The 18,394-nt window shown below is 66.7% G+C and carries 17 protein-coding genes and 1 pseudogene; 11 read left to right on the top strand and 7 right to left on the bottom strand.

The features are described from left to right. The first annotated feature begins 11 nt into the window (after positions 1–11). The 3 genes from A5651_RS11295 to A5651_RS11305 are packed head-to-tail and all read left to right on the top strand — an operon-like array spanning position 12 to position 2,540. Positions 12–878 carry an NAD(P)-dependent oxidoreductase gene (locus A5651_RS11295; protein WP_066979773.1) on the top strand — a complete coding sequence of 289 codons (867 nt, stop codon included), beginning with the start codon at positions 12–14 and terminating at the stop codon, positions 876–878. Between the two features lie 2 nt (positions 879–880). Next, positions 881–1,324: a carboxymuconolactone decarboxylase family protein gene (locus A5651_RS11300; protein WP_066979775.1), complete on the top strand. Its 444-nt coding sequence runs from the start codon at positions 881–883 to the stop codon at positions 1,322–1,324. Then, a complete protein-coding gene (locus A5651_RS11305) occupies positions 1,314–2,540 on the top strand; it encodes a hypothetical protein (protein WP_066979777.1) in 1,227 nt (408 codons plus the stop codon). The genes A5651_RS11300 and A5651_RS11305 overlap by 11 nt, the downstream gene beginning before the upstream one ends. On the opposite strand, the gene A5651_RS11310 is transcribed toward A5651_RS11305, so the two are convergent. Both A5651_RS11310 and A5651_RS11315 read right to left on the bottom strand, forming a co-directional pair. Then, positions 2,479–3,183, bottom strand: a complete 705-nt coding sequence (locus A5651_RS11310) for a TetR/AcrR family transcriptional regulator (RefSeq protein WP_082943707.1) — start codon at positions 3,181–3,183, stop codon at positions 2,479–2,481. The genes A5651_RS11305 and A5651_RS11310 overlap by 62 nt on opposite strands. A 10-nt stretch (positions 3,184–3,193) precedes the next feature. Continuing rightward, on the bottom strand, positions 3,194–4,432 hold the full coding sequence (locus A5651_RS11315) for a cytochrome P450 (protein ID WP_066979781.1): 1,239 nt from the start codon (positions 4,430–4,432) through the stop codon (positions 3,194–3,196). An 82-nt stretch (positions 4,433–4,514) separates the two neighbouring features. Between A5651_RS11315 and purD the strand changes: the two genes are divergently transcribed. Then, entirely contained in the window at positions 4,515–5,783 is a 1,269-nt protein-coding gene (purD, locus tag A5651_RS11320; protein WP_066979784.1) for a phosphoribosylamine--glycine ligase, read from the top strand. On the opposite strand, the gene A5651_RS11325 is transcribed toward purD, so the two are convergent. Beyond that, positions 5,780–6,679, bottom strand: a complete 900-nt coding sequence (locus A5651_RS11325) for an alpha/beta hydrolase family protein (RefSeq protein ID WP_066979787.1) — start codon at positions 6,677–6,679, stop codon at positions 5,780–5,782. The genes purD and A5651_RS11325 overlap by 4 nt on opposite strands. Positions 6,680–6,795: 116 nt before the next feature. Here A5651_RS11325 and A5651_RS11330 point away from each other — a divergent pair, with 116 nt between their 5' ends. Together A5651_RS11330 and A5651_RS11335 are read left to right on the top strand one after the other, a co-directional pair. Continuing rightward, the gene (locus A5651_RS11330; protein ID WP_066979790.1) at positions 6,796–7,464 is read left to right on the top strand and encodes a TetR/AcrR family transcriptional regulator; all 669 of its coding nucleotides are present in this window, start codon (positions 6,796–6,798) and stop codon (positions 7,462–7,464) included. Positions 7,465–7,470: 6 nt separating this feature from the next. Beyond that, on the top strand, positions 7,471–8,898 hold the full coding sequence (locus A5651_RS11335; RefSeq protein ID WP_066979793.1) for an APC family permease: 1,428 nt from the start codon (positions 7,471–7,473) through the stop codon (positions 8,896–8,898). A 2-nt stretch (positions 8,899–8,900) separates the two neighbouring features. Here the strand turns inward: A5651_RS11335 and A5651_RS11340 are convergent, their stop codons facing one another. After that, positions 8,901–9,758, bottom strand: coding sequence for a DUF429 domain-containing protein (locus A5651_RS11340; RefSeq protein WP_066979796.1), 858 nt, complete (start codon positions 9,756–9,758; stop codon positions 8,901–8,903). 40 nt (positions 9,759–9,798) lie between these two features. Between A5651_RS11340 and purB the strand changes: the two genes are divergently transcribed. The 3 genes from purB to A5651_RS11355 are packed head-to-tail and all read left to right on the top strand — an operon-like array spanning position 9,799 to position 13,366. Then, positions 9,799–11,217, top strand: a complete 1,419-nt coding sequence (gene purB / locus A5651_RS11345; RefSeq protein WP_066979799.1) for an adenylosuccinate lyase — start codon at positions 9,799–9,801, stop codon at positions 11,215–11,217. Continuing rightward, the gene (locus A5651_RS11350) at positions 11,214–12,446 is read left to right on the top strand and encodes a cytochrome P450 (RefSeq protein WP_066979802.1); all 1,233 of its coding nucleotides are present in this window, start codon (positions 11,214–11,216) and stop codon (positions 12,444–12,446) included. The genes purB and A5651_RS11350 overlap by 4 nt, the downstream gene beginning before the upstream one ends. Before the next feature lie 23 nt (positions 12,447–12,469). Continuing rightward, positions 12,470–13,366: a tellurite resistance/C4-dicarboxylate transporter family protein gene (locus tag A5651_RS11355; protein WP_231988655.1), complete on the top strand. Its 897-nt coding sequence runs from the start codon at positions 12,470–12,472 to the stop codon at positions 13,364–13,366. Here the strand turns inward: A5651_RS11355 and A5651_RS11360 are convergent. Together A5651_RS11360 and A5651_RS11365 are read right to left on the bottom strand one after the other, a co-directional pair. Further along, positions 13,344–14,200 (bottom strand): annotated as a pseudogene (locus A5651_RS11360) (DUF559 domain-containing protein). The gene A5651_RS11355 and the pseudogene A5651_RS11360 sit on opposite strands and share 23 nt — an antisense overlap. A gap of 99 nt (positions 14,201–14,299) precedes the next feature. Beyond that, on the bottom strand, positions 14,300–14,923 hold the full coding sequence (locus tag A5651_RS11365) for a hypothetical protein (protein WP_066979808.1): 624 nt from the start codon (positions 14,921–14,923) through the stop codon (positions 14,300–14,302). 40 nt (positions 14,924–14,963) lie between these two features. Here A5651_RS11365 and A5651_RS11370 point away from each other — a divergent pair, with 40 nt between their 5' ends. Further along, positions 14,964–15,857 carry a phosphoribosylaminoimidazolesuccinocarboxamide synthase gene (locus A5651_RS11370; RefSeq protein ID WP_066979811.1) on the top strand — a complete coding sequence of 298 codons (894 nt, stop codon included), beginning with the start codon at positions 14,964–14,966 and terminating at the stop codon, positions 15,855–15,857. Beyond that, positions 15,854–17,998 (top strand): S9 family peptidase, encoded by a 2,145-nt coding sequence (locus tag A5651_RS11375; protein WP_066979814.1) that lies wholly within the window; start codon positions 15,854–15,856, stop codon positions 17,996–17,998. The genes A5651_RS11370 and A5651_RS11375 overlap by 4 nt, the downstream gene beginning before the upstream one ends. Here the strand turns inward: A5651_RS11375 and A5651_RS11380 are convergent. Further along, on the bottom strand, positions 17,930–18,379 hold the full coding sequence (locus A5651_RS11380) for a DoxX family protein (protein ID WP_066980013.1): 450 nt from the start codon (positions 18,377–18,379) through the stop codon (positions 17,930–17,932). The genes A5651_RS11375 and A5651_RS11380 overlap by 69 nt on opposite strands. Between the last annotated feature and the right edge of the window lie 15 nt (positions 18,380–18,394).

An 18,394-nucleotide genomic window follows, 5' to 3' on the forward strand; every position in this document is an offset into this window, starting at 1 on the left:
AGGTTTCCGATATGAGCGACGAACACGTCAAGCTCGGATACATCGGCCTCGGCAACATGGGAGCGCCGATGGCCAAGCGGTTGGTCGACTGGCCCGGCGGGCTCACAGTCTTCGACGTCCGCCTCGAGGCGATGACACCACTGGCCGAGGCTGGCGCGAAACTCGCCGACAGTGTCGCCGACGTCGCGGCCGCCGACCTCATCAGCGTCACGGTGCTCAATGACGAGCAGGTCCGCGATGTGGTCGCCGAGCTGGCCGCCCGCGCCAAGCCGGGCACGACGATCGCGATTCACTCCACGATCAGCCCGCAGACCGCACCGGATCTTGCTGAGTCGTTGCGACCCAAGGGCATTCACATCGTCGACGCTCCGGTGTCCGGCGGCGGTGCGGGGGCCGAAAAGGGTGAGCTCGCCGTGATGGTCGGCGCCGACCGTGAGGTTTACGAGCGGATCAAGCCGGCATTCAAGCGGTTCGCTTCGGTGGTGATCCATGCCGGGCCACCAGGGGCGGGGACGCGGATGAAGTTGGCCCGCAACATGTTGACCTTCGTCGGATACGCGGCGGCGTGCGAGGCGATGAAGCTGGCCGAGGCGTGCGGCATCAGCTTGCAGCAGCTGGGCCGCGTCGTCCGCCACACGGATGCGCTGACGAGCGGTCCCGGGGCGATCATGGTGCGCGAGGACATGTCGACCATCGAACCCGACAACTTCCTCTACGAGTCGTTCGTCCACGCGCGCGGGCTCGGCGAAAAGGATCTCAGCCTGGCGCTGGCCCTGGGCGAGGAGACCGGCGTCGACCTACCCTTGGCGCAGATAGCGCTGAAGAATCTGGCCGCGGGGCTCGGGGTGCCGCACAACGCGTCCACTGCGAAGGAGTAGGCATGAACGAGCAGCGCAAGAAGGGCCTCGCGAAGATGAATGAGGTCTACGGCTGGGAAATGCCCGACGTCGAAGGTGACCCGTACTTCGACCTTACTGTCGACCATCTGTTCGGTGATATCTGGAGCCGGCCCGGACTGTCCATGCGCGAGAAGCGGATCATGACGCTGTCCATCGTCACCGCGCTCGGGGAGCAGGACCTGGCCGAGATTCAAGTGAACGCCGCGCTGCAGAACGGCGAGCTCACCGCTGAGGAGCTCAAGGAGATGGCCATCTTCCTCACGCAGTACGTCGGCTTCCCGCGGGGCTCGGGTCTCAACGGCGTCGTCGGACGCGTCGTCGCCAAACACAAGAAGGCGGCGGAACGTGGGGAGGGCGTCGACAAGAAGGCCAACGTCAACGACGCGATCCGCATGCACACCGGGAAGAACCTCGATGACAAGTAGGTACGCCAGCCTGACCCGTGAGCAACTTGCGGTCCTTGTCCCCGAGCTGCTGCTGATCGGCCAGTTGATCGACCGGTCCGGAATGGCGTGGTGCATCAGCAATTTCGGTCGACCCGAGATGCTGCAGATCGCGATCGAAGAGTGGATGGGCGCCAGCCCGATCTACACAAAGCGGATGCAGAAGGCGCTCAGATACGAGGGCGTCGACGTCATCACCATCTTCAAGGGCCTGCAGCTCGACATCGGCGCCCCACCGCAGTTCATGGACTTCCGCTACGACGTCCACGATCGCTGGCACGGCGAATTCCACCTCGACCACTGCGGCGCCTTGCTCGACGTGGAACCGATGGGCGAGGAGTATGTCCGCGGGATGTGCCACGACATCGAGGATCCGACCTTCGACGCGACCGCCGTCGCCACCAACCGCAGAGCCCAGATCCGTCCCATCCACCGTCCGCCGCGCAAGCCTGCCGATCGCCATCCGCATTGCGCCTGGACGGTGACCATCGACGACTCCCACCCCGAGGTCGAGGACCATCCGGTGCTGGATGTCGTGCGCCGGACTAACGCCGCGACAACGGAACTCGACCCGATCGATGTCGACGACGATGGACAGTCGGACTATTCGGGCCAGTTGCTCTCCGACTTCGACTTCGCCGCGTTCTCGCATTCGGCACTGGTGCGCATTGCCGACGAGGTGTGTCTGCAGATGCACCTGCTGAACCTGTCGTTCGTCATCGCCGTGGGCAAACGCGCGGGCACCAACACCGAATTGGCGACGGAGATCTGCACCAAACAGCTCATCGGAGTCGCGGGCATCGCCGCCGAGCGCATCCACCGCGCACTCGGTCTGCCCGGCGGCATCGAGGGCGCGATACGGATGCTCGAACTGCACCCGATGTTCAACCCGGCGGCCTACGTGTCGGCCGAATTCGGACCGGACACCGTGCATGTACACCGGTCGCCGGCACACGAAGACGGCGCGTGGGTGTCGCTGGTCGGCCCGGCCGAGAAACGCCCGCTGCAGGCCGCCGTCGCGGCGATCGATGCGCACTTCGACATCGAGGTGGAGGGCAGCCACGCCGATTGGACGGCTCGGATCGTCGAAACCGAAACGGCGGCAAAGGAAATGTCAGAAGTGAAGGTGGCCCGGGTCAGCGGTGGTTCGACGTTCGTGTTCGAGCCGAGGAAGTCGCTTCCTCTGACGGTGGTTTGATTGTCGGCTCAGCCGACGGTGGTTTGATTGTCGGCTCAGCCGACGGTGGTTTCGGCCGTATAGCCGCGCCCACCCACCGCCGTAGGTAGGCCCGCAGTTCCACCCCGCGCCGCGGAGGCCGACCCGGGTCGATGACGAACGACTGGATGATCCGCAGCAGGTGCTCGGCGAGCTCGTCGAGGTCGGTGTCGGTGAAGCCCAACCCTGCCCAGTCCACATCGAACCGCCGGACCATCGAGTGCGCGAAGTCCAGCGCGACATCGGACGTCACGTCCTCGGTGTGCGGGTTCGGGCGCCCGGGTTCGATCAGCAGGCCGAGGTGCTTGTCCTTCGGCAGCCATTCCAGCGCCGCCGCCACGGCCTCGGCAACCGCCTCCGCCGGGTCGGTGATGCCCTGCAGATGCGCCGCCAAGCGGTCCAGGAACGCGCTCGCGTTGTGCACGGCGGCGGCCACCAGCAGGGCGTCGGTGCTGGGGAAGTAGCGGTAGACGGTCTGCCGGGTGACGCCGAGGCTGCGGGCGACGTCGGTGATCGAAAAGTCCGCGCCCCTGACGTCGATCACCTTTGCCGCCGCGTCGAGGATTCGCTCGACCGCTTCGTTGTCGCTGGCGGGTGCGGCGCCAGACCAACCGTGGGTGCGCACGCGGCGAATACTACTGTGAGCCGGTGTAGGAGACCTGCAGATCCTTCACGCCGTTCAACCAGCCTGAGCGAAGCCGTTGAGGCTCAGCGACTTTCGAAATATCCGGGATCTGGTCGGCGATCTCGTTGAAGATCAGCTTGATCTCCATGCGCGCCAGGTTGGCCCCGATGCAGTAGTGCGCCCCGTTGCCGCCGAACCCGAGATGCGGGTTGGGGTCGCGCAGGATGTCGAAACGGAACGGGTCGGTAAAGACCGTCTCGTCGTAGTTGGCCGAGCTGTAGAACAGGCCGACGCGCTGCCCCTCGCCGATCGTCACGCCGCCGATCTCGGTATCCGCCTGGGCGGTGCGCTGGAAGCAGTGCACCGGCGTGGCCCAGCGCACGATCTCGTCCGCGGTGGTCTCGGGGCGCTCGCGTTTGAACAGATCCCACTGCTGTGGGTTGTCGAAGAACGCATTCATGCCGTGGGTCATGGCGTTGCGGGTGGTCTCGTTGCCTGCGACCGCCAGCAGGATCACAAAGAACGCGAACTCGACGTCTTCCATCCATTCGCCGTCGATGTCGGCCTGCACGAGCCTGGTCACGATGTCGTCGGCCGGACAGCGGCGGCGCTCCTCGGCCATGTTGTACGCGTAGCCCATCAGCTCAGCGTTGGCCGCGACGTAATCCGAGGCGAAGTCGGGGTCGTCGGTGTTCATGATCGAGTTGGTCCATTCGAACAGCTTTTCGCGGTCCGCCTCGGGCACGCCGAGCATGTCCGCGATCGCCAGCAGCGGCAGCCGCATCGCGATGTCGTCGACGAAGTTGCCGCTGCCCTTTTCCTTTGCTGCGGCGACGATGTCGCGCGCTGCGTGGGCGAGCTTCTCTTCCAGCGTGGCCACGGCGCGCGGCGTGAACAACCGTGACACCAGCTTGCGCAGCCGCGTGTGTTCGGGTGCGTCGTGATTGATCAGCATCGCCTTGGTCAGTTCGAGCTGATCAGGGGTGGTGCCGTCGGGCATCCGCATCACCACGCCCTTGCGGTTGGTGGACCACAGGTCGCCGTCGCGGGAGATGGCCTTGATGTCCTCGTGGCGGCTGATCACCCAGTAGCCGCCGTCGTCGAAGATCGATTCCGGCTGCTCGTTCCACCACACCGGCGCCGTCTTGCGCAGCTGGGCGAATTCGGTGACGGGGATGCCGTGTTGGAGGACGTCGGGATCGGTGAAGTCGAATCCCGACCCGAAGGGACAGGTCTGCATCGTTGCCATGCGTCGACCATACATCGGACTGTCAAGTGTATGGCCAAACTCATTGCCCGGTCGTTCGACGCTGCCGTTAGGGTTGGCAACCGTGCGCGTCCTCGTGATCGGCTCCGGTGCCCGCGAACATGCCTTGCTGCTGGCACTGCGCCGAGATCCCCAGGTGGAAGGCCTCGCCATCGCGCCGGGCAACGCGGGCACCGCCGCCATCGCCGAGCAGCACGACGTCGACATCACCTCCGGGGACGCGGTCGCCGCCCTGGCCCGCAAGCTCGGCGTCGACCTGGTCGTGATCGGCCCTGAAGTGCCCCTGGTCGTCGGCGTCGCCGACGCGGTGCGCGCCGCGGGCATCGCCTGCTTCGGGCCCACCAAGGAGGCCGCCCGCATCGAGGGATCGAAGTCGTTCGCCAAGGACGTGATGGCGGCGGCGGGCGTTCGCACCGCTAGAAGCGAGATCGTCGACAATCCCGCTCGGCTCGACGCGGCGCTGGATCGGTTCGGTCCCTGCGGCGGCGAAGCGGCGTGGGTGGTCAAGGACGACGGCCTCGCCGCGGGCAAGGGTGTGGTGGTGACCGCCGACCGGGATGCGGCCCGGTCGCATGCCGCTGGCCTGCTCGACGCGGGCCACCCGGTGCTGCTCGAATCGTTCCTCGACGGCCCTGAGGTGTCGCTGTTCTGTGTGGTCGACGGGGAAACGGTGGTACCGCTGCTGCCCGCGCAAGATTTCAAGCGGGTCGGCGACGGCGACACCGGTCCCAACACCGGCGGCATGGGCGCCTATGCGCCGCTGGCATGGCTGCCCGCCGACGTGACGGACCGGATCGTCGGCGAGATCGTCAAACCTGTTGCGGCAGAACTGGTCAAGCGCGGCAGCTCGTTTTCCGGCCTGTTGTACGCGGGACTGGCGATCACGTCGCAGGGGCCGGCAGTCGTCGAATTCAATTGCCGCTTCGGCGATCCCGAGACCCAGTCGGTGCTTGCCCTGCTGGAGTCACCGCTGGGCCAGTTGCTGAACGCCGCTGCCACCGCGAGCCTGGCCGACCATCCGCCGCTGCACTGGCGCGACGGTGCAGCGGTGGCGGTGGTACTGGCCGCCGAGAACTATCCGGGCCGGCCACGCGTCGGTGACGTCATCGTCGGCGCGGAGGCCGAGGGAGTGCTGCACGCGGGCACGGCGCGACGCGACGACGGAGCGATCGTCTCGTCGGGCGGACGGGTGCTGTCCGTGGTCGGCTCTGGGCCCGATCTGGCCGCCGCCCGGGATTCCGCGTACACGCTGATCAAGTCGATTCGGTTGCCCGGCAGTCATTTTCGCAGCGACATCGGTCTGGCCGCGGCCGAAGGCAAGATCTCGGTTTAGTCGACGAGGAGCGGCGCCATCCACTCCAGCTCCGCGGGCAGCTGCGAGCTCCAGAACCCGCCGTCATGTCCGCCAGGGGAGAAGCCGCCCGCGGGCCGGTTCGGCAGCTGCGCGATGAACTGCTGCGTCGCCGAGTAAAAGGGATCGCTGTTGCCACAGTCGATGCGGATCGGGATCGAGGCGAGCGCAGGCAGCCCCCACACGCTGTTGGCCGCGTAGTCGTCGGCGCCGTCGAACGCGCCCGGGGCGGCGGCGCCCGACGACGTCCACAACGCCGGGCTGACCGCACAGATCGCGGCCGTGCGCGCCGCCCCGAGGCGCGCGCCCAACAGCAGCGCGCCGTAGCCGCCCATCGACCAGCCGAGAAACGCCACCCGTGAGGTGTCCAGGCCCTGATTGCCGAGCATCGGTATCAGTTCGTTGAGCACCATCGCGCCGGAGTCCTCGCCCGAGGCGCGCTTGTGCCAGTAGCCACCGCCGCCGTCGACCGCCACCACTGCAAACGGCGGCAGGCCCGCGGCGACCGCCTGAGCCAGCCCCTGCTCGACGCCGCCGGCCATCACCTGGGCCGCGTCACCGCCCTTGCCGTGCAACGCGATGACGGGTCGCAGCGGCTGGGTCTGGCCGGGCGGGCGTGCGATCGCCCAGTTGGTGTCGACGCCACCGCGGGCGGCCGAATTGAACGATCCCGAAACGTACGTCTGTGCCGCGGTTGCAACGGGCTCCAACGGGGCCGGCGGCGCCAACGGTGCCAGCGGTGCGCCGGCGCTCGTCATCTGGACGGGTGCCGGTGACGGCGCTGGATCGCGCAGGGAGCCGAGCGCGAAGGCGCCGACGGCCCCTGCGGCCGCGCTGGCACCGAGGCGCAACATCGCGCGTCGGGTCAGGTCTGGCATGCGGCCATCATGCCATCGGCGGTAGCGATGTATCCAAATCGATTGGTGGACCGCATTCCTGAGTAATGCCTTAGCTTTGGGCGAAAGTGCCATGTCATACGCGGCCGACTGGCAGCATGCTTACCGTGACGGCAGCGTTGACTCCGAAGGGAGTGCGCAGGCAGTACGCGCTTGTGACCGCGGCTGCCGAGTTGCTGTGCGAAGGGGGATTCGAGGCCGTCCGGCACCGCGCGGTGGCCAAGCGGGCGGGGCTGCCGCTGGCGGCGACGACGTACTACTTCTCATCGCTGGACGATCTGATCGTCAAGGCTGTCGAACACATCGGTGCGCTGGAGGCCCAGCAGTTGCGCGAGCGCGTCGCCGGGTTGTCGCGGCGGCGTCGCGGTGCGGAGGCGACCGTCGACGTGCTGGTCGATCTGCTCGTTGGTGACGACCCCTGCGTCGGCGACGATCCCGACACTCAGGTCAGCGAAGAGCTGATCTCGCGGTACGAGCGTTACATCGCCTGCGCGCGTCAACCGGCGCTGCGTGAGGTGCAACGGCGCGTCTTGCAGCAACGCACCGACGCGGTGGCCAAGGTCGTCGAGCGCTGCGGCCGCACGCTGCGCGGCGAGCTGGTGCCCGCACTGGTGTGCGCCGTCGACGGCGCGGTGGTGGCGGCGCTGGTCGACGACGGCGAGGGCCCCCGCAGCGCCGCGCGCGCCACCTTGATCGACGTCATCGACGTGCTCGCCCCGATCACGGCGCCGATCTCGGCGCCCGTGCTCACCGCCGCTTCCGGCTGACAGGCGATGAGATCCGACACGAGGACCGCCGAACAGCAGCCCGAACTGAAACGGGTGATGGGCCCCGGCCTGCTGCTCCTGTTCGTCGTCGGCGATATCCTCGGCACCGGGGTTTACGCCCTGACCGGTGACGTGGCCGCCGAAGTCGGTGGCGCAGCGTGGATTCCCTTCCTGGTGGCCTTCCTCATCGCCACCGTCACGGCATTCAGCTACCTGGAGCTGGTCACAAAATACCCGCAGGCGGCCGGCGCGGCGTTGTATGCGCACAAGGCGTTCGGCATTCAGTTCGTCACGTTCCTGATCGCGTTCGTCGTAATGTGCTCGGGTATCACCTCGGCGTCGACGGCCTCGCGGTTCTTCGCGGCCAATTTCTTCGAGGCGTTCCACTTCAGCTGGGGCCCCGGCGGAATCGTCTGCGTCGCACTGCTTTTCATGGCTCTGCTGGCCGCGGTCAATCTGCGCGGGGTAGGGGAGAGCGTCAAACTCAACGTCGTGCTTACCATCATCGAGATCACGGGCCTGATGCTGGTGATCGTGGTGGGGCTCTTCGCGTTCACCGGGGGCGGCGACGTCGACTTCTCGCGCGTCGTCGCATTCGAAACCGCCAGCGACAAGAACTGGTTCATGGCAGTCACGACCGCCACGTCGCTCGCGTTCTTCGCGATGGTCGGCTTCGAGGACTCGGTGAACATGGCCGAAGAGACGAAAGATCCGGTAAAGACGTTCCCGAAGGTGTTGTTGAGCGGGTTGTCGATCGCTGGCCTGGTCTATGTAGTGGTCGCCATTGTCGCGGTTGCCCTCGTGCCGATCGGGACGCTGGAGGAAAGCGAGACACCGCTGGTCGAGGTGGTCAAGGCCGGTGCGCCGGGGCTGCCGATCGAGGACATCCTGCCGTTCATCTCGATGTTCGCCGTCTCCAACACCGCGCTGATCAACATGCTGATGGCCAGCCGGCTGATCTACGGGATGTCGCGCCAGCACGTACTGCCGCCGGTGCTGGGCCGCGTACACCCGCGCAGGTTCACGCCGCATGTCGCGATCACATTCACCACCCTGATCGCGTTCGGTCTCATCCTGTATGTGACCGCGTTCGCCAACAGCAAGGCGATCTCGCTGTTGGGCGGAACGACGTCGCTGCTGCTACTTGCCGTGTTCGCCGTCGTCAACGTCTCGGTGTTGGTGCTGCGGCGCGATGTGATGGCCGAGGGCGGACACTTCAAGACACCGACCGCGTTACCGGTCATCGGGTTTCTCGCATCGGTGTATCTCGTCACGCCGCTGTCGGGTCGGCCCGGGCAGCAGTACGTGCTGGCGACGATCCTCATCGCGATCGGCATCGGGCTGTTCCTGCTGACCCGGCTGATCAACCGTCAGCTCGGAATTCGCGGGGCGGCCATCACCGACCCGACGCATCTGGCCGACGCACCCGATTAGGTCTACATCCGGTACAGCCGCTCGCGGATCGTGCGCGCCTCGGCCTGCGCTTGGGCCAGCAGTTCTTCCAGGCGCGAAAGACGTTGATGCAGTTCGTCGGTTGGCGGCGGCACCACGCGTCGGCGGGGGGTGGCCGACAGGTCCCGCGGAAGGCTGGGGGTGAGGATGTAACCCGTCTCGACGTCGCCGTAGATCGTGACGTCGTCGGGCCGCTGATCCCAGTACAGCGCGATGTAGGCGCACAGCACCGCGTCGACGGGATCCTCGTCACGGTCGAGCTGCCCCGGTTTGGTGGCGGCCTCCACGCGCCTGCGCAGCTCAACCCAGGAAACGCTGCGGTTGGCGCGCAGCCGCGGTGTGGCGTCGTCGAGTCCTTCGATGAGCGTCATCAGCTTTAGCAGCTCGCGCTGGCGGTCACCGAACGGCCCCCGCTTGTACTTCAATATCTTGTCGAGCTCGAACAGCACCACGGTCGCCGGATGCGGATACACCTCGATCGCCCGCCGGCCCGCGCCCGAGGCGGGATCGATATCGAGGTCCATGGCGGCGGCCAGTCGGGCGGCGCGCGGATTCACAAGTTCGGGCCTCTCGGCGAAGGCCGGCCGAGCCCCGGCGTCGAACTTCGCGAAGTCGCGGTTGAGGGCCGTCTCGGCCGGGCGGTGCCCGGTCTGATTGTTCACGATCAGCGGAGCGTCGAACGCGACCACGCAATCGCCGCCGGTGAACGGGGCGATAGCCGCGACGATCTCGTCGTCGTCCCGAGCGGCGCCCACGTGCAGCAGGCGACCGTCGGAGTCGATGGCCGCCACACCGGTCTGGTTCTTCTCGCCCCACGCCAGGTCCAATCCAACGAAGTGCATACGGCTACCCTGCCCCATCAGGGTCGTAAGCTGTGAGGTTGTGACGATCCCCAACGTGCTGGCCAGCAGGTATGCCAGCGACGAGATGGTGGCGATCTGGTCGCGGGAGGCCAAGATCGTCGGCGAGCGTCGGTTGTGGCTGGCGGTGCTGCGTGCGCAGGCGTCATTGGGCGTCGACGTCCCCGACGGCGTCATCGACGACTACGAGCGGGTGATCGAGGACGTCGACCTTGCCTCGATCGCCGAGCGCGAACGGGTGCTGCGCCATGACGTCAAGGCGCGCATCGAAGAGTTCAACGCGCTCGCGGGTCACGAGCACATCCACAAGGGCATGACGAGCCGCGACCTCACCGAAAACGTTGAGCAGCTGCAGATTCGGCGCTCGCTGGAACTGGTGTTTTCGCACGGGGTGGCCGTGGTGGCGCGGCTGGCCGAGCGCGCGGTCAGCTACCGCGACCTGGTGATGGCGGGCCGCAGCCACAACGTTGCGGCGCAGGCGACCACGCTGGGCAAGCGGTTCGCGTCGGCGGCCGAGGAAATGCTGGTTGCGCTGTCGAGGCTGCGTGACCTGATCGACCGGTATCCCCTGCGCGGTATCAAGGGACCGATGGGCACGGCGCAGGACATGCTCGACCTGTTCTCCGGGGACACCGCGCGGCTAGCGGAACTGGAGCGGCGGGTCGCGGAGTTCCTCGGCTTCACCGAGATATTCACCAGCGTGGGACAGGTCTATCCGCGCTCGCTCGACCACGACGTCATCTCGGCGCTGGTACAGGTCGGCGCGGGGCCGTCGTCGCTGGCCCACACGATCCGGCTGATGGCCGGCCACGAGCTGGTGACCGAGGGCTTCGCGCCCGGACAGGTCGGATCGTCGGCGATGCCGCACAAGATGAACACGCGATCGTGCGAGCGCGTCAACGGCTTGCAGGTAGTGCTGCGCGGCTACGCGTCGATGGCCGCCGAACTCGCTGGGGCGCAATGGAACGAGGGCGACGTGTTCTGCTCGGTGGTACGCCGCGTCGCGCTGCCCGACGCGTTCTTCGCGATCGACGGGCAGACCGAAACCTTCCTGACAGTCCTCGACGAGTTCGGCGCCTATCCGGCCGTGATCCAGCGTGAACTCGACCGTTACCTGCCGTTCCTGGCGACGACCCGCATTCTGATCGCGGCGGTGCGCGCCGGCATGGGCCGCGAGGCGGCGCACGAAGTCATAAAGGAGAACGCGGTCGCGGTGGCTCTGGCGATGCGCGAAAAGGGTGCCGAGCCCGACCTTCTGGACCGGTTGGCCGCCGACCGCCGTCTGCCGCTGGACCGGGCTGCTTTGGATGCGGCGCTGGCCGACAGGCAGGCGTTCACCGGTGCGGCGGGCAGCCAGCTCGACGCGGTCGTCGCGGCGGTGGACGAACTGGTCAGCCGCTATCCCGAGGCGGCCAAGTACACTTCGGGCGCGATCCTGTGACGGTGGCGGCGTCCCTGGCCCGGATCGACTTGACCGATCTGGACAATTTCGCCGCAGGCTTTCCGCATCACCTGTTCGAGGTACACCGCCGCGAGGCGCCGGTGTACTGGCACTCGGCTACCGAGAACACGCCTGACGGCGAGGGCTTCTGGTCGGTGGCCACCTACGCGGAAACGCTTGCGGTGCTGCGTGATCCTGAAACATACTCGTCGGTGACGGGCGGGACGCGGCCGTACGGTGGCACGCTGCTGCAGGACCTTTCCATCGCGGGCCAGGTGCTCAACATGATGGACGACCCGCGGCATTCACAGATCCGGCGGCTGGTGAGTTCCGGGCTGACGCCGCGGATGATCCGGCGCGTCGAAGACGATCTGCGCTCGCGTGCGCGTCGCCTGCTGGACGATGTGACGCCGGGTGTGCCGTTCGATTTCCTGGTGGAGGTCGCCGCCGAGTTGCCGATGCAGATGATCTGCATCCTGCTGGGAGTCCCTGAATCCGAACGGCATTGGCTGTTCGAGGCCATCGAGCCCCAGTTCGATTTCGGTAGGGCCCGTAGAGCGTCGGTCGGTCAGCTGACCCCCGAGGAGGCCGGCACCCGGATGTACACCTACGGCCAGTCGCTGATCGCCGCGAAGAGGGCGTCACCGACCGACGACATGCTGTCGGTGGTTGCGAATGCCGAACTGGATTCCGAGGGACTATCGGATCTCGAGCTTTACCTGTTCTTCAGCCTCTTGTTCAGCGCGGGTGCGGAGACGACGCGAAATGCCGTGGCGGGCGGGCTACTTGCGCTGGCCGAGCATCCATACCAATTCGAGTTGTTGCGGGCGAATATGTCGCTGTTGCCGACGGCCGTCGAGGAAATGGTGCGCTGGACGTCGCCGTCTCCGTCGAAGCGCCGCACCGCAACCCGCGACGTCGAGCTGGGCGGCCGTGTCATCGAGGCGGGTCAGAAGGTGCAGATCTGGGAGGGTTCGGCGAACCGGGATCCGCTGGCGTTCGACCGGCCTGACGAGTTCGACATCACCCGCAAGCCGAATCCTCACTTGGGTTTTGGGCAGGGCATTCACTACTGCCTCGGCGCCAACCTCGCCCGGCTGGAACTTCGGGTGCTCTTCGAAGAGCTGCTCGGCAGGTTCTCGTCGGTGCGGGTGACCAAACCGGTGGAATGGACACGCAGCAACCGGCACACCGGAATTCGTCACCTCGTCGTCGAACTGGACGCGTGAGACCAGACGGCTTCGCAGCGGTCATGGCGACCGGCATCGTGTCGATTGCTGCGGCAGATCATGGTTTCGGCCGGTTGAGCTTCGCGCTGGCGGTGATTGGCGTCGTCGGGTTGGCGGTGCTGGTGGTGCTGTGCGCAGGGACATGGCGGCGCGAGTCGTGGAGCTTGCGCGATGTAGACACTGCCGTCGGACTGCTGACGTACGTGGCGGCGTGCTGCGTGCTGGCAGCGCGCTTCAGTGAGTACCGCTGGATCGTTCTGGTGCTGGGAGGCCTGGCGCTGCAGGGATGGGTGTCGTTGCTGCCGTTCGTGGTTCGCGGATTGTGGCGGCTGCGCTGGGTCGGCCTGCGGAATCATGCTCGCGGCGCGTGGCAGCTGGTCAGCGTGTCGACGTCGGGATTGGTGATCGTGTTCGTCGCGGGCGGCAACGTGTTCTGGCCGTTCGTATTGTGGCCGCTGGCGCTGTGTTGCTACGTGGCGGTGGCTGCGCTGGTGGGCTGGCGGGCGGCGGCCGATCCGTCGGCTCGGCGAAATGTGCCCGCCGACCACTGGATCCTGATGGGTGGAACGGCAATCGCGGCGCTGGCGGGCGAGCATCTCCATGCCGCGCTGTATCCGGGACCGATCGCCGACGCGGTGCGCGCGGTGACGATCGTGACGTGGGTGGCCGCGACCGTGCAGATCGTGCCGTTGGTGATCGTGGGATGGCGTGCAGTGATCGCGTGGCCCGCGGTGTTCCCGCTGGGCATGTACGGCGCTGCGACGCATGCGATCGCTCAGGAGACGGGTTGGCGCGTGCTGCCGCAGGTGTCGTTGGCCTTCACGTGGATCGCTCTGGCGCTCTGGACCGTCACCCTCTTGCGATTTGGGCGTGAAAACCCGCGCCGGCCGCGGGAAATCACGCCCCAATCGCACGCTTGATCTCGGCGATGACGCGCTCGCGGTACTCCATGAGGTCAAGCCAGGTGAACCGCAGCACTTGCCAGCCGGCCAAGGCGATCGCGTTCTGGCGCTGGCGGTCGTGGTGGAAGTCCTCGCTGTCGCTGTGGAAGGCGAAGCCGTCGACCTCAATGGCGACCTTGTGTTCCGGGAAGCCGATGTCGACGCGGTAACCGGCGACCGGATAGTTGGCTTTCCAACCGGTGATCTTGTTCGCTCTGAGCAGCCTGAGCAGTAATCGCTCGGCTTCGGAGTGGGCGTTGTCCTGTGCGGCGTGCAGAAGTCGGCGCGCGGCCGGCGAGCCATGACGTCCCGTGTTTCGCAGATGTGCACTCCACAGCGCCCGCAATTCCACGTGGTGCTGCAAGGCAGCGTCCATGATCTTCGCGCCGCCGCGCTGTCGCACCGCCGCCTCGACGACCGTCAGGGCGAGCTTCGTGACGCGCAGACCCGATCGCTCTTCGACGTCAACCGGTTTGAGATCTCGTCGTCTGACTCTGGAGCCTTGATGGCATCGCCCGTTGCTTGCTCTCGGCACAGTGACCTCGACGATCCGCGGTGCGAACTTCGTCAGGTTATGCCACCACGCTGCCGTCAGACCGCTGGCAGCCGCTCGAACGCCGTAACTCCAGACCGCGACGCGAACACGAGCGGCATCGGCATACGGCCGGTCGTTGACGAAGTACACGCCGGCCCATATCGGACCCAGTATCCGGAGTGCACCCGCCGCGATACGGCGTCTTCGCTGAGACCTGCAGTCCGGGCCTGGGCGAGGGTGATGACACCGTCGTGCCGGCGCAAATAGTAGTCGAGCATGCCGGAATTGACGCGTCGCGGCCCGTCACGGGTTCCAACGCGCGTGAATTGGGCGTGAAAACCCGCGATCAGCGCGGGAAATCACGCCGAAATCGCCTGTTAGGGGCTGTGGCGGCGTGCGACGCCTGCGGCCCGCAGCTCCAACGCTGCCAGGCCGCTGATCGCGGCGGCATCCTCGCGGCGCCACGCTCCGACGGGGTCAGCGTTGATCGCCGCCAGCTTGGCCAGCGGCCGGTTGGCCAGCGCCCGCAGCGCCAGCAGCTGTTCGCCCGCGGGTGTCCTCGCCAGCGTCAGCGCCACCCACTTGCGCCGGAAGAAGCGCCACCGCAGCACCAGCCAGGGCATCGCGATCGCCAGAATCGGCGGCGCCGCGACCGCGAGCGCCAGCAGCCACGCCAACCACGTCGCGGTCGTGTTCAGCTGGTGGCCGGCGCCGGCGATGTCGTGGGCGAAACCGCCCGCCGCGGTCAGCGGGCTGCTCAGCGCGTCGCCGATCAGCGGCACCTTGCCCGCGTTGTCGCCGGCGTGGTCGAGGTTGCCTGCGATGCCGTTGGCGCCGTTCTCCACGTCGCTGCCGAAATCGGCGATGGCCGCGACGGCCGAGTGCACCGCCGCCCCGACCACCACCCAGATGGCGGTCCACAGCGCGATCACGATGTCGCTGACCAGTTGTCCCAGCAGCCGCGCGGGCGTGGTGGCATACGGCACGTACCTCGATGTCATGCGATCGATCCCAGCACAGATCGACCGTTAGGCTGGCCCGATGCGCCCAGCTCTATCCGACTACGAGCATCTGGCCAGCGGCAAGGTGCGCGAGCTCTACCGCATCGACGACGAGCACCTGCTCTTCGTCGCCAGCGACCGCATCTCGGCGTTCGACTACATCCTCGACAACGAGATCGGTGACAAGGGCCGCATCCTGACCGCGATGAGCGTGTTCTTCTTCGACTACGTCAAGACGCCCAACCATCTTGCGGGTCCACCCGACGACCCGCGTATTCCCGACGAGGTGCTCGGCCGCGCGCTGGTAGTGCGCAAGCTCGAGATGATTCCGGTCGAATGTGTGGCCCGCGGCTACCTGACCGGTTCCGGGCTGCTGGACTACCAGAAAACCGGAGAGGTCAGCGGCATCGCGCTGCCGCCCGGACTGACCGAAGCCAGCAAGTTCGACTTCCCGCTGTTCACGCCCGCCACCAAGGCCGAACTCGGCGAGCACGACGAGAACATTTCGTTCGCCGACGTGATCGAGGCCGTCGGGGCCGAACGCGCCAACCAGTTGCGCGATCTCACCCTGCAGACCTACACACGTGCCGCCGACCACGCGCTGACGAAGGGAATCATCATCGCCGACACCAAGTTCGAGTTCGGCATCGACGACCGCGGCGAACTGGTCCTCGCCGACGAGGTGTTCACGCCCGACTCGTCGCGCTACTGGGCCGTCGACACATACCAAGAAGGCGTCGTGCAGCCCAGCTTCGACAAGCAGTTCGTCCGTAATTGGCTGCTGAGCCCCGAATCGGGCTGGGACCGCGACGGCGACGCCCCGCCACCTCCGCTGCCGCCGACCATCGTGGACGCCACCCGCGAGCGTTACATCGATGCCTACGAGCGCATTTCGGGACTGAGCTTCGCCGACTGGATCGGACCCACCGCATGAGCCAGACTCCGGTTCCTCCCGTCGCGAAACGGGTTGAGCACCGCCGCGAGCATCACGGCGACGTCTTCGTCGACCACTACGAGTGGCTGCGCGACAAATCCGATCCCGAGGTAATCGAATACCTGAAAGCGGAGAACACCTACACCGAACAGGTCACCGAGCACCTGGCCCCGTTGCGCCAGAAGATCTTCGACGAGATCAAGGCCCGCACCAAGGAAACCGATCTGTCGGTACCGATCCGCCGCAACGAGTGGTGGTACTACACCCGCAGCTTCGAGGGCAAGCAGTACAGCGTGCACTGCCGTTGTCCGATAACGCACCCCGACGACTGGATGCCGCCGCAGTTCGACGAGCACACCGACATCCCAGGCGAGCAGGTGCTGCTCGACGAGAACGTGCTGGCCGAGGGCCACGACTACTTCGCTCTGGGCGCTGCCACGGTAAGCGTCGACGCCCACACCCTGGCATATTCCGTGGACACCCGCGGCGATGAGCGATACACGTTGCGGTTCAAGGACCTACGGACCGGGCAGCTCTACGACGACGAGATCGTCGGGATCGGCGCAGGGGCGACCTGGGCCGCCGACAACCGGACCGTCTACTACACAACCGTCGACGACGCGTGGCGCCCGGACACAGTCTGGCGGCACCGGGTCGGCGCCGGCCTGCCCGCCGAGAAGGTCTATCACGAGCCCGACGAGAAGTTCTGGCTCGCGATCGGACGCACCCGCAGCGACAAGTACATCATCATCGCCGCGGGCAGCGCGGTGACCTCAGAGATCCGCTACGCCGACGCCACCGACGGCTCAGCCGAGTTCGTGCCGGTGTGGCCGCGCCGCGACCTCGTCGAGTACTCCGTCGAGCACGCCGTCGTCGGTGGCGAAGACCGTTTCCTCATCCTGCACAACGATGGCGCCGAGAACTTCACCCTTGTCGAGGCGCCGGTGTCCGATCCGACATCGACGCGCACGCTGATCGAGCATCGCGACGACGTCCGGCTCGACGCCGTCGACGCGTTTGCCGGCCACATCGTGGTCAGCTACCGCAGCGAGGCGCTGCCGCGCATCCAGCTGTGGCCGCTGTACCCCGATGGGCAGTACGGCCGCCCGGAGGATTTCACCTTCGAGTCCGAGCTGATGTCGGCGGGGCTGAGCGGAAACCCGAACTGGGATTCGCCCAAACTGCGCATCGGCGCAACGTCTTTCGTGATCCCCGTCCGCATCTACGACGTCGACTTGGCCACCGGTGAGCGCACACTGTTGCGCGAACAGCCGGTGCTCGGCGACTACCGCCCTGAGGACTACGTCGAGCGGCGCGACTGGGCAACGGCAGCCGACGGCGCGCGGGTTCCGGTGTCGATCATCCATCGCGTCGGACTGCAATATCCCGCCCCGACCCTGCTCTACGGCTACGGCGCCTACGAGTCCTGCGAGGACCCACGGTTTTCGATCGCGCGGCTGTCGCTGCTCGACCGCGGCATGGTGTTCGCCATCGCTCACGTCCGCGGCGGCGGCGAACTCGGCAGGCCGTGGTACGAGCACGGCAAGATGCTGGAGAAGAAGAACACCTTCACCGACTTCATCGCCGTCGCAGCGCATCTCATCAACACCGACATCACCCGACCCGAAAATCTCGTCGCGCTTGGCGGCAGCGCGGGGGGTCTGTTGATCGGCGCCGTGGCCAACATGGCCCCCCATCTGTTCGCGGGTTTCCTGGCCCAGGTGCCGTTCGTCGATGCGTTGACGACGATCCTCGACCCGTCGCTTCCCCTCACGGTCACCGAGTGGGACGAGTGGGGAAACCCACTGGCCGACGAGGAGGTCTACCACTACATGAAGTCCTATTCGCCGTATGAGAACGTCACCGCCCAGGACTATCCGCCGATACTGGCGATGACGTCTCTCAATGACACCCGGGTGTACTACGTGGAGCCGGCGAAATGGGTTGCCGCACTGCGGCATACCAAGACCGACGCCCACCCGTTGCTGTTGAAGACCGAGATGAGCGCCGGCCATGGCGGCATCAGCGGTCGATACGAGCGCTGGAAAGAGGCGGCGTTCCAGTACGCCTGGCTACTGCATACCGCCAAGGCCAACCACGAGGGCGGCGCCTACGAAGACGACCTGCTCGACCGTGCGTAGCGGCAGCTTGGTGGTCATCGACTTCGGCGGGTCGGGCATCCGCGACGCGTAGACGTTGGCGGGAAACATCGCCAGCATCAGCAGGGCGAGCGCGACGGCGGCGATCGGCCGCGTCGGCGGGTACAGCAGCCCGGCCGCGCCCAGCAACTCCAGCACCCCTGTGACCGTGAGCAGTATTGCCGGCGCGGGCAGTCGCGGCGGCACGATCGCGATCAGGTCACACCGCAGCGGGTTCACGAAGTGGGCGATGCCGGTGACCACGAACATCACGGCCAGCCCGACCGCGACCGCCGCAGGCCAGGTGCCGACGTAGTCGACTCCCCACCAGCCGACCAGCCGGGCCAGCAGCGTGCCCAGCACGAGTGCGATAAGAGGGGCCATCTCGATCTCCAATCT

The organism is Mycobacterium sp. 1274761.0 (assembly GCF_001668615.1).
Lineage (GTDB): Bacteria > Actinomycetota > Actinomycetes > Mycobacteriales > Mycobacteriaceae > Mycobacterium.